The organism is Amycolatopsis nivea (assembly GCF_004522235.1).
GTDB lineage: Bacteria > Actinomycetota > Actinomycetes > Mycobacteriales > Pseudonocardiaceae > Amycolatopsis > Amycolatopsis nivea.
The window spans coordinates 68792-84039 of the sequence record NZ_SDLT01000018.1; the positions used below are offsets into that span (position 1 = coordinate 68792).

9 protein-coding genes, 1 pseudogene and 1 riboswitch are annotated in these 15248 nt (G+C 68.2%); of the genes and pseudogenes, 6 read left to right on the forward strand and 4 right to left on the reverse strand.

The window, feature by feature from the left end:
• Positions 1–194: 194 nt before the first annotated feature.
• The 5 genes and pseudogenes from EIZ44_RS21870 (at position 195) to EIZ44_RS21890 (ending at position 10783) form a co-directional block, all read left to right on the forward strand.
• Entirely contained in the window at positions 195–3176 is a 2982-nt protein-coding gene (locus tag EIZ44_RS21870) for a ribonucleoside-diphosphate reductase subunit alpha (protein WP_134730884.1), read from the forward strand.
• Between the two features lie 14 nt (positions 3177–3190).
• The gene (locus tag EIZ44_RS21875) at positions 3191–4264 is read left to right on the forward strand and encodes a ribonucleotide-diphosphate reductase subunit beta (protein WP_134663605.1); all 1074 of its coding nucleotides are present in this window, start codon (positions 3191–3193) and stop codon (positions 4262–4264) included.
• Positions 4265–4439: 175 nt separating this feature from the next.
• Positions 4440–4661: riboswitch (cobalamin riboswitch) on the forward strand.
• Positions 4662–4749: 88 nt separating this feature from the next.
• Complete coding sequence (gene metE / locus EIZ44_RS21880) at positions 4750–7023, forward strand: 5-methyltetrahydropteroyltriglutamate--homocysteine S-methyltransferase (protein ID WP_134730886.1); 2274 nt, start codon at positions 4750–4752, stop codon at positions 7021–7023.
• 257 nt (positions 7024–7280) lie between these two features.
• Positions 7281–8684, forward strand: coding sequence for a cytochrome P450 (locus tag EIZ44_RS21885; protein WP_134730960.1), 1404 nt, complete (start codon positions 7281–7283; stop codon positions 8682–8684).
• Between the two features lie 264 nt (positions 8685–8948).
• Positions 8949–10783, forward strand: a pseudogene (locus EIZ44_RS21890) (diguanylate cyclase domain-containing protein).
• Between the two features lie 17 nt (positions 10784–10800).
• On the opposite strand, the gene EIZ44_RS21895 reads toward EIZ44_RS21890, so the two are convergent.
• A complete protein-coding gene (locus EIZ44_RS21895) occupies positions 10801–11253 on the reverse strand; it encodes a hypothetical protein (RefSeq protein ID WP_037814737.1) in 453 nt (150 codons plus the stop codon).
• 221 nt (positions 11254–11474) lie between these two features.
• Here EIZ44_RS21895 and EIZ44_RS21900 point away from each other — a divergent pair, with 221 nt between their 5' ends.
• Complete coding sequence (locus EIZ44_RS21900) at positions 11475–11933, forward strand: peroxiredoxin (protein ID WP_037814731.1); 459 nt, start codon at positions 11475–11477, stop codon at positions 11931–11933.
• A 136-nt stretch (positions 11934–12069) separates the two neighbouring features.
• Here the strand turns inward: EIZ44_RS21900 and EIZ44_RS21905 are convergent, their stop codons facing one another.
• From EIZ44_RS21905 to EIZ44_RS21915, 3 genes are all read right to left on the reverse strand, one after another.
• The gene (locus EIZ44_RS21905) at positions 12070–12594 is read right to left on the reverse strand and encodes a GNAT family N-acetyltransferase (RefSeq protein ID WP_205669964.1); all 525 of its coding nucleotides are present in this window, start codon (positions 12592–12594) and stop codon (positions 12070–12072) included.
• 76 nt (positions 12595–12670) lie between these two features.
• Positions 12671–13867, reverse strand: a complete 1197-nt coding sequence (locus EIZ44_RS21910) for an LCP family protein (RefSeq protein WP_043833270.1) — start codon at positions 13865–13867, stop codon at positions 12671–12673.
• Positions 13868–13976: 109 nt separating this feature from the next.
• A complete protein-coding gene (locus tag EIZ44_RS21915) occupies positions 13977–15239 on the reverse strand; it encodes an SAM-dependent methyltransferase (protein WP_051729088.1) in 1263 nt (420 codons plus the stop codon).
• Between the last annotated feature and the right edge of the window lie 9 nt (positions 15240–15248).

The following is a 15248-nucleotide window of genomic DNA, read 5'->3' on the forward strand; positions in this document are numbered from 1 at the left end:
ACCGACACGCCATACCTTGGGGCCCGTGCGAGCCCCCACCCCAACATGTAGTCTCTGGGAACCGGCAGCCCCCAGCGACGGGGAGACCGCTTGAAGAGGGCGGCCGGGCTGTTTCGCCGAAACCGCAGCGCATGGCCTTGACCGGCCGTGTGCCGCTCGAACGCGCCCATTTCGAGGAACTGTTGGAGACACGCATGTCAGTGGAAACCGGTCAGCGGCCGCCGTCGGCGGCGGAGGGGGCCCCGAGCGCGGTCCGCGTCATCCGGCGGGACGGAAGCGTCTCGCCCTTCGACGCGGGCAAGATCTCGGTGGCGCTGACCAAGGCCTTCCTCGCGGTCGAGGGCGGCGACGCCGCCGCGTCCTCCCGCGTGCACCACGTGGTCGCGGAGCTGACCGGGCAGGTCGAGGCGGCGCTGCTGCGCCACACCGGCCCGGAGACCGCGCTGCACATCGAGCAGATCCAGGACCAGGTCGAACTCGCCCTCATGCGCGGCGAGCACCACAAGGTCGCCCGCGCCTACGTGCTCTACCGCGACGAGCGCACGAAGGCCCGCGAGGCCGCCGCGCCGGCGTCCGCCGAGGTCGCGCTGAGCGTCAAGGGCGCCGACGGGACGCTGCGCCCGCTCGACTGGGCGCGCGTTTCGCACGTCGTCGGCGAGGCCGTCGCCGGGCTCGAGGACGTCTCCGCCGAGCCGGTGCTGGCCGAGGCCAAGCGCAACCTCTACGACGGCATCACCGCCGACGAACTGGCGCTCGCGCAGATCATGGCCGCGCGCGTGCTCGTCGAGCAGGAGCCGAACTACTCGTTCGTGTCCGCCCGCCTGCTGCTGGACAAGCTGCGCGGCGAGGCGCTGAGCTACCTCGCGCAGAAGCCGCGCCAGGCCAGCCAGGACGAGATGGCGGCCGAATACCCGGCGTACTTCCGCGCCTACCTGCGCCGCGCGGTCGAACTGGAACTGGTCGACGGCGAGCTGCTGCGCTTCGACCTGGACAAGATCACCGCCGCCATTCACGCCGAGCGCGACCTCGACTTCGGCTTCCTCGGCCTGCAGACCCTGTACGACCGGTACTTCCAGCACCACAACGGCGTGCGGTTCGAGCTGCCGCAGGCGTTCTTCATGCGCGTCGCGATGGGCCTGGCGATCCGCGAGGACGACCGCGAAGCCCGCGCGATCGAGTTCTACGAACTGCTGTCGACGTTCCACTTCATGGCGTCCACCCCGACGCTGTTCAACAGCGGCACCAACCGCGCGCAGCTGTCGTCCTGCTTCCTGACCACTGTGGACGACGACCTGGACTCGATTTTCCAGGCGTACAAGAACAACGCGCTGCTGGCCAAGTACTCGGGCGGCCTCGGCAACGACTGGACCCCGGTCCGCGGCCTCGGCGCGCACATCAAGGGCACCAACGGCCAGTCCCAGGGCGTCGTGCCGTTCCTGAAGATCGCCAACGACACCGCGGTCGCGGTCAACCAGGGCGGCAAGCGCAAGGGCGCGGCGTGCGCGTACCTGGAGACCTGGCACGTCGACATCGAGGAATTCCTCGACCTGCGCAAGAACACCGGCGACGACCGGCGGCGCACGCACGACATGAACACCGCCAACTGGGTCCCGGACGAGTTCCTGCGCCGCGTCGAGGCGAACGCCGAGTGGACGCTGTTCTCCCCGAACGAGACGCCGGACCTGCACGACCTCTACGGCAACGCGTTCGCGCAGCGCTACCGCGAGTACGAGGCGGCCGCCGCGCGCGGCGAGATCAAGGTGTTCCGCAAGGTCCGCGCGGTCGAGCTGTGGCGGCGGATGCTGACCATGCTGTTCGAGACCGGCCACCCGTGGATCACCTTCAAGGACCCGTGCAACCTGCGTTCGCCGCAGCAGCACGTCGGCGTCGTGCACTCGTCCAACCTGTGCACCGAGATCACGCTGAACACGAACACCGAAGAGGTCGCGGTCTGCAACCTCGGCTCGGTGAACCTGCTCAAGCACGTCACTCCGTCCGGTTTGGACACTGAGCGGCTCGAGAAGACCGTGCGCACCGCGGTCCGCATGCTCGACAACGTGATCGACATCAACTTCTACACGATCCCGGAGGCGCGCCGTTCCAACCTGCGCCACCGTCCGGTCGGCCTGGGCATCATGGGCTTCCAGGACGCGCTGTTTGAGCTAGGCGTGCCGTTCGCGTCCGCCGACGCGGTGAAGTTCGCCGACGTCTCGATGGAGCACCTCTCCTACTACGCGATCTCGGCCTCGACCGACCTCGCCGAGGAGCGCGGCCAGTACCAGACGTTCGAGGGTTCCTTGTGGAGCAAGGGAATCCTGCCGATCGACTCGATGCAGCTGCTCATCGACGCCCGCCAGGGCGACGGCCTCGACGTCGACACCTCCACGACGCTGGACTGGGCCCCGCTGCGCGAGCGCGTCAAGACCGTCGGCATGCGCAACTCGAACGTGATGGCGATCGCGCCGACCGCGACGATCTCCAACATCTCCGGCGTCGGCCAGTCGATCGAGCCGCTGTTCCAGAACCTGTACGTCAAGTCGAACATGTCCGGCGACTTCACCGTCGTCAACCCGCACCTGGTCAAGAGCCTCAAGGCGCGCGGCCTGTGGGACGAGGTCATGGTCAGCGACCTCAAGTACTTCGACGGCAGCCTCGGCCAGATCGACCGCGTTCCGGACGACCTCAAGGCGCTGTACGCGACCGCCTTCGAGATCGAGTCGAAGTGGATCGTGGACGCCGGTTCGGTGCGGCAGAAGTGGATCGACCAGGCGCAGTCGCTGAACCTGTACATCGCGGCGCCGAGCGGCCGCAAGCTCGACGAGCTGTACCGCTACGCCTGGCACAAGGGCCTCAAGACCACGTACTACCTGCGGGCGCAGTCCGCGACGCACGTGGAGAAGAGCACCCTGCGCGGCACGGACGGCAAGCTGAACGCCGTCTCCGCCACCCCCGCCCCGGCCGCTCCGGCTGCCGCTGCTCCAGCCGCCGCGCCTTCCCCGGCACCGTCGCCGTCGCCGTCCGCCGCGGTCCCGGCCGCCTCCCCCGCACCGTCGCCGTCGCCCGCCGCGGCCGTCCCGGCGGAGCCGAAGGAGATGCCGAAGACCGACGTCGACTTCGTCGCCACCGAGGGCGCTGCCTGCCGGATCGACGACCCCGACTGCGAAGCCTGCCAGTAAGGAATTCCTGAACCATGACGAACGTGGAAACGACGGACGCGACCGGCCTCGGCGAGATCGAGGTCGGCGCGGCCCGGATCAACGTCGACGACAAGCGCATGATCAACGCGCGCGCCGACGTCAACCAGCTGCTGCCGATGAAGTACCGGTGGGCGTGGGACAAGTACCTGGCGGCGTGCAACAACCACTGGATGCCGACCGAGGTCGCGATGCAGGCCGACATCGCACTGTGGAAGTCGCCGGACGGCCTCACCGAGGACGAGCGGCAGATGCTCAAGCGCAACCTCGGCTTCTTCGCCACGGCGGAGTCGTTGGTGGCCAACAACATCGTGCTCGCGGTGTACCGCCAGATCACGAACCCGGAGTGCCGCCAGTACCTGCTGCGCCAGGCGTTCGAGGAGGCCGTGCACACGCACACCTTCCAGTACATCTGCGAAAGCCTCGGCCTGGTCGAGGGCGAGCTGTTCAACATGTACCGCGAGGTCCCGTCCATTTCGGACAAGGACGCGTGGGCGCTGAAGTACACGCAGAACCTGGAGAACCCGGACTTTGAGACCGGCACGCCGGAGGCCGACCAGGCGTTCCTGCGCGACCTCGTGGCGTTCTACGTGATCTTCGAGGGCATGTGGTTCTACACTGGTTTCGCGCAGATCCTGTCGCTGGGCCGGCGGAACAAGATGGTCGGCATCGCCGAGCAGTACCAGTACATCCTGCGCGACGAGTCGATCCACCTGAACTTCGGCATCGACTGCATCAACCAGATCAAGATCGAGAACCCGCACCTGTGGACCGAGGAGTTCCAGGCCGAGGTGCGCGGAATGCTGCAGGACGCGTGCGAGCTCGAAGTGAAGTACGCCCGAGACACCATGCCGCGCGGCATGCTCGGCCTGTCGGCTGACCTGTGCGAGCAGTACATGCACTTCATCACCGACCGGCGCGCCCAGCAGATCGGCCTCACCCCGATCTACGGCGAGAACGAAAACCCGTTCCCGTGGATGTCGGAGGCGATGGACCTGAAGAAGGAAAAGAACTTCTTCGAAACCCGCGTCATCGAATACCAGTCCGGCGGCGCGCTCGACTGGGACTGATCCCGGTTCCGGCACAACGCTGAACACTCGGCCCCGTCCTGGTTCGCCAGGGCGGGGCCGAGTCGCGTTTCGGCGAGCCGGTCTGTTTCGCCACCACTGCGTGGTCCGAGGCCGCACTGAATCCCGCCATCCGGGAGCCGCGTCCGGCTTGTGCCGGATCCGCGCGGAAACCGCTAAGCTCAGCCCCGCCACTGGTTCGCCAGGACGCAGCCGCGTCCCGGCGAGGCAACAGGGAACCCGGTGCGATTCCGGGACTGCCCCGCAGCGGTATGTGGGAACGAAAGCTGTCACCGCGAAACGCGGTAAAGCACTGGGCGCCCCGCCCGGGAAGCGACAGCCGGTAGGCACGAGCGATACGCCCACGAGTCCGAATACCTGCCAATGGCACGCACGCCGACGGCGTGCGTGAGTCCGGGCCTCGCGGGAAGGGCACCGACCGAAGCACGACTTCCGCGTGCCCGGACTCTTCCGGCGAGCACGTGAGGATGCATGCTGTGAACACGATCGGCACCACGATTCTCGGCTATCCGCGGATCGGCCCAGCCCGAGAACTCAAACGAGCACTCGAGTCCTACTGGTCAGGAAAAACCACCGAAGAAGACCTCTTGACCACCGGACGGCAGCTGCGCGAGCAAACCTGGACAGCCCTGCGAGACCAGGGCCTCGGCTCAATCCCGTCCAGCACTTTCTCGCTCTACGACCAGGTCTTGGACACCACCGCCCTGTTCGGCGCTCTGCCGGACCGCTTCACCCGGCTGGGCCTCTCGCCACTGGACACCTACTTCGCCGCCGCACGAGGAGTCCCGGACGCACCCGCCCTCGAAATGACGAAGTGGTTCGACACCAACTACCACTACCTGGTCCCGGAACTGGGCCCGAACTCCCGCTTCGCACTCACCGGCACCGCCCCGATCGACGAAGTCCGCGAAGCACAAGCGCTAGGCATCACGCCACGCCCGGTACTCGTCGGACCGGTCACTTTCCTACTGCTGGCCAAGCCCACCGAACCCGGCTTCACCCCGCTGGAACTGCTGGACGAACTACTGCCCGCCTACGCCGAACTTCTGGGCAAGCTGGCCGACGAGGGCGTCGAATGGGTCCAGTTGGACGAACCAGCCTTCGCAGCCGACCGAACCACGCCTGAGTTCAACGCACTCACCCGCGCCTACCACTGGCTGGCCAAGGAAACCCACCGCCCGAAGCTCCTGGCAGCCGGATACTTCGGCGGCCTCGGCCGAGCACTGGGCGTCCTGGCCCGCTCCCCCATCGAAGCAATAGCCGTAGACCTGGTAACCGACGAGTCCTTTGTGGACACAGTCGCAGCGGAAGGAGCACTGCGAGACAAGGAAGTCCTAGCCGGAGTAGTAGACGGCCGAAATGTCTGGCGCACCGACCCAGACGTCGCACTAGCCCACGCAGCGCAACTGCGAGACACCGCCGCACACGTGAGCATCTCAACGTCATGCTCGCTACTTCACGTCCCCTACGACGTGAACGCGGAAACAGACCTCGCCCCGCGCCTCAAGAACTGGCTGGCTTTCGCGAAGCAAAAGGTGGACGAGGTCGTCCTGCTAGGCCGAGCCCTAAGCGGAGAGAAGGCCGACCTCACTCCAGCCCGAGCCGCGGCCGCCGACCGAGCCGGAGCCGCCGAACTCAACGACGCCAACGTCCGTGCACGAGTCAACGCACTCCGCCCAGTAGACACCGTCCGCGCGCCGTATGCAGAACGCGCTGCGGCACAACAACAATCACTGAACCTGCCCCCACTCCCGACCACCACAATCGGCTCCTTCCCGCAAACCAGCGAGGTCCGCCGAGCCCGAGCCGCACACCGCGCGGGCAAACTCGACGACACCGCCTACCGCACCGCGATGCGCACCGAAATCGACCGCGTCGTACGGCTGCAGGAAGACCTCGGCCTAGACGTCCTGGTCCACGGCGAACCCGAGCGCAACGACATGGTCCAGTACTTCGCCGAACAACTGACCGGCTTCGCGGCGACCGCCCTCGGCTGGGTCCAGTCGTACGGATCCCGTTGCGTCCGCCCGCCAATCCTCTTCGGCGACGTCTCCCGGCCACGCCCGATGGCTGTCGAATGGGCGCAGTACGCGCAAAGCCGCACCGACCGCCCGGTGAAGGGCATGCTGACCGGCCCGGTCACGATCCTGGCGTGGTCGTTCGTCCGTGACGACCAGCCCCTGGCCGACACCGCACGCCAGGTCGCGCTGGCCGTCCGGGACGAGGTCGCGGATCTGGAGGCCGCCGGAATCCGCATCATTCAGGTCGACGAACCGGCATTGCGCGAGTTGCTGCCGCTGCACGCGGCGGACCGCGAGGCGTATTTCGACTGGGCAGTGCCCGCGTTCCGGCTGGCTACCTCAGGCGTCGCGGAAACGACGCAGATCCACACGCACATGTGCTACTCGGAATTCGGCGACGTGCTGCCCGCGATCGACGCCCTCGACGCCGACGTCACCAGCATCGAGGCCGCCCGCTCGAAGATGGAAGTACTCGCCGACCTCAACGAAGCGGGCTTCGGCCGCGGCGTCGGACCCGGCGTGTACGACATCCACTCGCCGCGCGTGCCGGACCAGACCGAGATGACGGACTTGGTGCGCACGGCGCTCGGCGCGGTTCCGGCGGAACGGCTGTGGATCAATCCGGACTGCGGTCTCAAGACCCGCGGTTACGCCGAGGTCGAGCCGGCGCTGCGGCATCTGGTCGGCGCGGCCCGGGAACTGCGCGCCGAACCTCGCTGACGCGTCCCGGTGCCGGGCATCGCGTCCCGCTGCCCGGCACCGGTCCGAGGATCACCCGAACGGCAGGCCCGCGAGGTATTGTCAATGCGTCAATAACGCGGGACCGTGGAGGCGGCCGATACCCTGACCGGGAGGTGGTCGCCATGGCGGACGTGACCGGAAAGACGAGGCTCCCGGCGGCAGGCGGCGCGCTCGGCAAGGTCGCCCACGCCGGGAGCGACGGCGTCACGCGGCTGTCGGAGAACCTGCGCGGCCGGATGCCGCCGCTGACCGCGATCCCGTTGCCGCGCAAGTTCGACGAACGCTGGCTCGGCGCGCGCTGGCCGGTCCGCGAACTCGCGGCGCCGCCGGCGGGCAGCGGCCTGAAGCCGGTGCTCGGCGACGACGGGCCGCCGCTGATCGGCCACACGCTCGACGGGATGCGGTTCGGCCTCGACTTCAGCCTGCACCGCTTCGAGCAGTTCGGCCCGGTGTCGTGGATGGGCGTGTTCGGCCAGCGGATCGTGACGCTGTCCGGAGCCGAGGCCACCCAGGCCGCGCTCGTGAACAAGGACAAGGCGTTTTCCCAGGAGGGCTGGAAGTTCTTCATCGAGCGGTTCTTCGAGCGCGGGCTCATGCTGCTCGATTTCGGCGAGCACCACCTGCACCGGCGGATCATGCAGGAGGCGTTCACGCGCGACCGGCTCCGCGGCTACGTCGCGCAGATGGGTCCGGCGCTGCGCGAAGGCGTCGCCGCGCTGCCGTCCGGCCGTCCCCAGCTGTACTGGGCGTTCAAACAGCTGACGCTGGACGTCGCGACGCAGGTTTTCATGGGCATGCGCTCCGCCTCCGACGCCGAGCGCATCAACCGCGCGTTCGTGGCCGCTGTGCGCGCCGGTACCGCCGTCGTGCGCTATCCGGTGCCTGGCGGTCGCTGGGCCGCGGGTTTGCGCGGCAGGCGGACGCTGGAGCGCTATTTCGGCGAGAACCTGGCGGCCAAGCGCGACGCGGACGGCGACGACCTGTTCTCCGCGCTCTGCCACGCCGTTTCCGAGGACGGCGACCGGTTCAGCGACGCCGACATCGTCAACCACATGATCTTCCTGATGATGGCCGCGCACGACACGACCACCATCACCGCCAGCGCGATGGCCTACTACCTCGCGAAACACCCGGAATGGCAGGACCGCGCCCGCGAGGAGTCGCTACGCCTCGGCGACGACCTGCCGGACCTCGACGCGCTGGAAAGCCTCGAAACGCTGGATCTGGTGATGAAGGAGGCGCTGCGGCTCCGCGCGCCGGTGCCGTCGCTGGCGCGAAAGACCACAAAGGACACTGCCGTCCTCGGCCATTACCTGCCGGAAGGCACCATGGTCGCGGTTTCGCCGACGCTGAACCACCACTCCCCCGAGCACTGGACCGATCCGCTGCGCTTCGACCCCGAGCGGTTCGGCCCGGACCGCCGCGAGGACAAGGCGCACCGGTTCGCGTGGATGCCGTTCGGCGGCGGCGCGCACAAGTGCATCGGGCTGCAGTTCGGCGGTCTCGAGGTGAAAGCGCTCATGCACGAACTGCTGCGGGCGCACCGCTGGTCGGTGCCCGAGGACTACGTCGCGAAGTGGGACTACGTCTCGCTTCCGGTGCCCGCCGACGGACTGCCCGCCCGGTTGGCCTATCGTTGACGGCCGCCGAGCGGGACAGAAAGGTCGACAGCTGGAGACAAAACTGCAGTACAAGCCACCTTCGTGTACTCAAGGTGACTTGATGTCACCAGTTGTGTAGTGCCCATCACTCGTTCAGCCGGTAGACACCCTGTTTGGTCCGTGATGCCGTGGCATCACTTGCGGCCAACTCGTACCCAGTGTGGGTCTTCGGATCCTCCGCACCGGGTCTGAGCTGGTCTTTGTCCGCGTATGAAGAGGTGGAGTGTGCCGGAGCCTGGTGCCATGCCAGGGTTGGTCGACGTCGCGCGCAAGTACGCGGCGGCGCTGACCGACACCAACGGAGTAACGCTCCCTCCCGCCGAGGTGGAGCGGATCCTGCTCGACTTCGCCGGCGAGGTCGCCGCGCGTCCTGAGGACGCGGGCGCCACGCGGCGGTTCACCGCGCTCTTCTCCTCCGCGCCGCTCGGCATCGCGCTCACCGACCCGGCCGGGAACGTCGTCGAGGCGAACGGCGCGCTGGCCCGGTTGCTCGGCACGTCCGCGGCCGCGTTGCGGGACAAGCACATCGCGGATCTCGCCGCCGGCCCGCAGGACGCCACCCGGCTGCGCACCGCGCTCGAAGGCCTGCCGCTCACCGCCGACGCGCGCCGGACCGTCCAGAGCGTGCAGCTCGGCCACAGCCGCGACGGCGAACTGACCACGAACGTCACGCTCGCGTCGCTGCCCGGCGACCGGCCGGGCACGTACTTCCCGGTGTTCATGGCCGCCGATGACGACGACCTGCACCTGCTCGGGGAACGGCTGCGCCACCAGAACCTGCACGACCCGCTGACCGGTCTGCCCAACAGCGCCGCGTTCAACGCCCAGCTCGAACTCGCGCTCGGTTCGGGCGGCTCCTCCGAGATCGCCTTGCTGTACCTGGACATCGACGGGTTCAAGGTGATCAACGACGGGCTCGGTGCCGGCATGGGCGACCAGGTGCTGAAGGAGATCTCGCGGAAACTGAAGGCGGTGTTCGCCGGCAAGCACGAGGGTTACGTCGCGCGGCTGTCCGGCGACGGTTTCGCGGTGCTGCTGCGCGGCCCGGAACTGACCGGGCAGGAGACGGTCCTGCTGGCCGACCGGGTGCTCGAGGAACTCAGCGAGCCGGTGTACGTCGACGGACACGGCATCGGCGTCAGCGCGAGCATCGGGATCGTCGTGCGCCCGGCGAACGAAGGCAGCCACGGCGACCTGCTGCGCGCGGCCGAACTGGCGCTGCACCGCGCCAAGGAGGCAGGCAAGGCGCAGTGGATGCTGTTCGACCCGCAGCTCGACGCACGGGACCGCAACCGCTACCAGCTCGGTGCGGTGATCGCCGGTGCGCTGGAGAACGGCGAGTTCTCGCTGATCTACCAGCCGACGGTCAAACTCGCGAAGCCGGACGAGATCGCGGCGGTGAACGCCGGACTGCTCTGGAGCCACCCCGAACGCGGCGAACTCGGGCCCGAGGAGTTCTATCCGCTCGCGCAGACCACCGGAATGACCGTGCCGCTCGGCAAATGGCTGCTGCAGGAATCGCTCGGCGCGACCGCGCGCTGGCGCGAACAGTACGGCCCCGCCGCGCCGGACGTGTGCATCCGCCTGCCGAAGCGCCTCGCCACCGACGAGGACCTGGTGCTGATGGTCAAGAACCAGCTCGACCGGCACCGCCTGCCCGCACGAGCGCTGCGGCTGTGCACCGACCGCGAGTCGATGTTCGACAGCGAGGGCGAACTGCTGGACTCGTTCAGCAGTTCGCCGACCTCGGCGCGCAGCTCGTGCTCACGATCACCGGATCGTCCGACCTGGAACTCATCCCGCGCTACCAGCTCCCGGTGAAACACGTGATCCTGAGCGGCCCGGTCGTCGACGCACTGGCCGACCCGAACCCGGCGGAGACTGACGTGCGGCACCTGTCGCTACTGGTCACGCGAGCGAAGGAACTGGGCCTGCGCATCGGCGCGGAGGGCGTGCGCGACCACGGTCATGCCGCACGCCTGCGGGAACAGGGCGTGCTGGCAGCGCGGGGTTCGTTCGTAGCGGAGTCCGCGACGGGCGACGAGGTCGACGAAATGATCGCCCGGCACGCCAGCTGACGCTGGCGTTCGTGCGCCTATGCCGCCTGCCGGTTCGCCTCGCAGCGCTTGAACAGGTAGTAGCCCACCACTTCGCCTTTGACCGCAACGTTCTGTCCGGACGACATGAACTTGTCACGGCTCTCCTGGCCCTGCTCGACGAAGACGAACGAACCGTTGACCAGGTCCCAGCCTTCGCGGCACACGGAGTTGAGCACGTCGACAGGGTCGCTCGTCCGCTGAGTCGTCGTGCCGCCGACCATCGCGACGATGACGGCCTTCTGGTTCATTACGTCGATAGAGAACTGGAAGACGTGGTCGCCGTTCCTGAATGCCGCCCGGGCGCGCCCGGCTGGGGACTGCTCGAACGCTTGCCTTTCCTTCTCCAGTTGCGCCTGGCGTTTGCGGTCCTCCGCCGCAAGGCGTGCCTGCTCCTTCGCCGCGGCTTCCGCGGCTGCCTCTTCGGGCGTCTTCTTCTTGAGCAGCGCCACAGTTTCCTCCGCAATCGACTTCAGCCGCAGTTGACGTCCTTTCTTATCGGTCTCAGCGGCTCAGAAGTTACGGACAGCTGATCTCGATCAGGCGACGGCCAGCACGCGGGCTGGTGAGCAGGAGGGTTCAGACGGTCTCGCGGTCGTTTGCCGAGGTCGCCGCGACGACGTGTCCGGCACCCAGGCAAGATGACGTTGCCGACGACCGAAAGGTTACCCCGATGCAGCCTGGCGACCTCGCCCCCGACTTCACCCTCCCCGACGACCAGGGCGTCGAACGCACCCTGTCCGCCCTGCTGGCCGACGGCCCGGTCGTGCTGTTCTTCTACCCGGCCGCGATGACGAGCGGCTGCACCGCCGAAAGCTGCCATTTCCGGGACCTCGCCGCGGAATTCGCCGAGGCGGGCGCGCAACGGGTCGGCATCAGCCCGGACGCGGTCGGCAAACAGCGCGAGTTCTCCGCGAAGCACGGTTTCGACTATCCGCTGCTGTCCGATGTGGACGGCACGGTGGCGAAGCAGTTCGGCGTGTGGCGCAAAATCCTGCCCCTGCACACGAAACGCCAGACGTTCGTGATCGGTGAGGACCGGCGGGTGCTGGACGTGATCAAGAGCGAACTGAACTTCACGGCGCATGCGGATCGGGCATTGAAGGTGCTTCGGGAGCGAGCGGACGCCTGACCTCTTCGGTACCCGTTCCGGCCGGGATTTCCCCAATGTGGCATTGGGTGCATGCGACGCACCCAATGTGGCGTTCGGTGCGTCAGACGCACCCAATGCCACATTGGGGCGCTCTCAAGCCGCAGGCAAACAGCGCTCAAGCGGCCCGTTCAAGCCGCCACACCACATTCACCCCGCTGCAAGCCGACGGAAGCCGCCCCTCGGCCTTCTCCTCCCCCACCCGCGAAAACCCCAGCCGAGCCGGAACCGCGCCGCTGCGCACGTTCTCCGAATCGTGCTTGATTAACACAAAAGTGGCGTCCAGCCGCCAAGCCAAAGACACCAGCAAAGCACTCGCCCGCGTCACATAACCCTTGCCAGTCTGGGACTTCGCGAGCCAGTACCCGATCTCCCACCCGTCCCCGCGGCGCATCAGCCCGCAGCTGCCCGCCAGTTCGTCGTCCGGCGTGAAGATCGCGTAGTTGTACTCCTCGCCGCTCTCCCACTGCGCGGCCGCGCGGGCGAGGAACTCGTCTCCCTTGGCGGAGTCGTAACCGTCGATCGCCCAGGGCATCCAGGCGGCCAGGTGGTCCAGGGATCCCACGACGGTCGCCACCTGCGCGTCGCGATGGTCCGGGCGCCAGCGAACGAGGGTGATCACACCGTCGGCGAGAGTTTCCATGCGAGCCATCCTGACAGCAGAAACGGCGGCAGGCTCGCGAATTTCGCGAAGGCCGCCGCCGTTTCCCAAGAAAACGTCAGTTCACCACGATGTCCTGCGGCACCTCGGTGTCGTTCTTCAGCGCGTCGAACAGCTGCGCCGACTTCTTCTTGTCCCAGTGCTGCGCCGAAGCGTCGGTGATCGGCATCGTCGTGGTCGTGACGCCGTCGGAGGAAATGCCGCGCATCGCGATCGCCAGGCCGACCAGGTTGTGCACGTGGTCGCCGGTGTCCATGGTCAGCGCGTCCGGCGCGGAGCCCAGCAGCGGGAAGAAGTCGAACGGGTTCAGCAGCGTCCCCGGGCTCGCCACCTGGCTCACCAGCGCGCCGATGAACTTCCGCTGGTTCGCGACCCGGTCGAGGTCCGAGCGCGGCGTCGCGGAGGCGTGCCGCATCCGGACGAAGCCGAGCGCCGACCGGCCGTCGAGCTTCTGGCAGCCCGCCTTGATGTCGATGCCGGTCATCGGGTCGCTCATGTCCTTGTCGATGCACATGTCGACGCCGCCGATCGCGTCGACGATGTTCGCGAATCCGCCGAAGCCGATCTCCGCGTAGTGGTCCATCCGCAGCCCGGTGGCCTGTTCGACCGTCTGGACCAGCAGTTTCGGCCCGCCGAGGGCGAACGCGGCGTTGATCTTGCTCGTGCCGTGGCCGGGGATCTTCACCTGCGAGTCGCGCGGCAGGCTCAGCAGCGTCGGCTTCGTCGAGTTGTCCGGGAGGTGCGCGATCATGATCGTGTCGGTGCGCTGCCCGCCCGCCTCGCCGGTGTCGCCGGTGGCCAGCCGCTCCTCGTCCTCCGCGGTCAGGCCCTGGCGGCTGTCCGAGCCGACGATCAGCCAGTTCGTGCCCGACGCGGCGGCCGGGCGCCCGGAGTAGTCGCCGATCGCGTCCACCCGGTTGATGGAGAACTCGAGATACGCCCAGATCGCGCCGACGAACAGCACGAACACGATCAGCAGCGTCATCAGGATCTTGCCGATGCTCCACCGGCGGCGACGGCGCGGCCGCGGCTGGCGGCCGCCGTGCTCCGGCGGGTCCTGCCTCGGCGGTCCGGGCGGCGGAGCGGGGGCCTCGCCGCGCGCGCCCATCGGCCGGGTGCGGGCGTCGTAGGGGCTCTGCCCTCTCCCCGGCAGCGGCAGCATCTGCGCCCGCTGCTGCTGCTGACGCGGGCGTGCGGGGGGCTGCGGTGGCCTGGGCGGCATCCGCCGCCTGCCGTCGTCGCCTCCGTACGTCATGGGCCTGTCTCCCCGATCCGGTGGGTGTGGCCGCGCAGGATCCTGCACGGTCCTCCTGCGGTGGACGTGCGGGACCCTACGCGGGTTGTTCCGGAAGGGGGAGGAGAGGTCAGCGCGGGTCGGCGAACCCGAACTGGTGGACCTTCAGGTGCCCCGACCGGAACCCGGCCTCGGAGTAGGCGAGGTAGAACTCCCACATCCGCCGGAACACGTCGTCGAACCCGAAGCCGCGGATGTCGTCCCAGCGCTGCTGGAAGCGGTCCCGCCACAGCTTGAGCGTGCGGGCGTAGTCCTGGCCGAACTCGCGCATCCCGGCCAGCTTCAGCCGGGTGTTCTCGCGCATCCCGTCCTCGATCGCCTGCACCGACGGGATGATGCCGCCGGGGAAGACGTACTTGTGGATCCACGTGTAGGACTTGGCCGAGGCCTCCATCCGGTCGTGGTCCATGGTGATCGCCTGCAGGCCGAACTGCCCGCCGGGGCGCAGGCGCTTGCCGATCGTGGAGAAGAACGTGGGCCAGTAGGACGCGCCGACCGCCTCGATCATCTCCACGCTGACCACCGAGTCGTACTCGCCGGTGGCCTCGCGGTAGTCGCACAGCCGCACGTCGACGCGGTCGGACAGGCCCGCCTCGGCGATCCGCGCGTCGGCGAGCACCTTCTGCTCCTGCGAGATGGTCAGCGACGTCACCTTCGCGCCGCGCGAGGCCGCGCGGATCGACAGTTCGCCCCATCCGGTGCCGATTTCCAGCACCTCGCTGCCTTTGCGCACGCCGGCGTAGTCGAGCACGCTGTCGAGCTTGCGGTGCTGCGCCTGGGTGAGCGTGTCCCCCGGCCCGAACAGCGCCGAGGAGTACATCATCGACTCGTCCAGGAACGCGCTGAACAGGTCGTTCGACAGGTCGTAGTGCCGGTGGATGTTCGACCGCGCGCCCTCGATCGTGTTCTCTTCCGCGGACGGCTGCATGCGCTCGGCGAACCGGCGGAACCGCTGCAGGAAGGGCGGCACGAGCGTGGCGAGCCGCTCGGCGAACGGCGTCAGCACGCCGGCCAGGTCCTCCGCGGTCCAGTCGCCGACCAGGTACGCCTCGCCGAAGCCGATCTTCGCGTCGGCTCCGAGCCGGTGGAAGAACGCGGCGGGCCGGTGGATGCGCATCTCCGGCGCGTCCGGGCCGCCCGCGCCGAGCACCGTGCCGTCCGGGAACGTCACCCGCACGTCCAGCGTTTTCACCGCGTGCCGGAAGAGCGCCTCGGCCGCGCGCGCCCGCAGCGGCGAATGCGGCGGCGTGGCGAGACCGGGCCATCGGGATTCGTCGGGCACCGGCTGCGAGACCGCTGAGACCACTGTCGGATCGACTCGTGACGTGGACAAGACACTCCC

What these genes read in the sequence shown, in the direction of transcription:
- EIZ44_RS21870 (WP_134730884.1), top strand. Translation starts at nt 195, where the DNA reads ATGTCAGTGGAAACCGGTCAGCGGCCGCCGTCGGCGGCGGAGGGGGCC.
- EIZ44_RS21875 (WP_134663605.1), top strand. Translation starts at nt 3,191, where the DNA reads ATGACGAACGTGGAAACGACGGACGCGACCGGCCTCGGCGAGATCGAG.
- metE (WP_134730886.1), top strand. Translation starts at nt 4,750, where the DNA reads ATGCATGCTGTGAACACGATCGGCACCACGATTCTCGGCTATCCGCGG.
- EIZ44_RS21885 (WP_134730960.1), top strand. Translation starts at nt 7,281, where the DNA reads ATGCCGCCGCTGACCGCGATCCCGTTGCCGCGCAAGTTCGACGAACGC.
- EIZ44_RS21900 (WP_037814731.1), top strand. Translation starts at nt 11,475, where the DNA reads ATGCAGCCTGGCGACCTCGCCCCCGACTTCACCCTCCCCGACGACCAG.
- EIZ44_RS21905 (WP_205669964.1), bottom strand. Translation starts at nt 12,594, where the DNA reads ATGGAAACTCTCGCCGACGGTGTGATCACCCTCGTTCGCTGGCGCCCG.
- EIZ44_RS21910 (WP_043833270.1), bottom strand. Translation starts at nt 13,867, where the DNA reads ATGACGTACGGAGGCGACGACGGCAGGCGGCGGATGCCGCCCAGGCCA.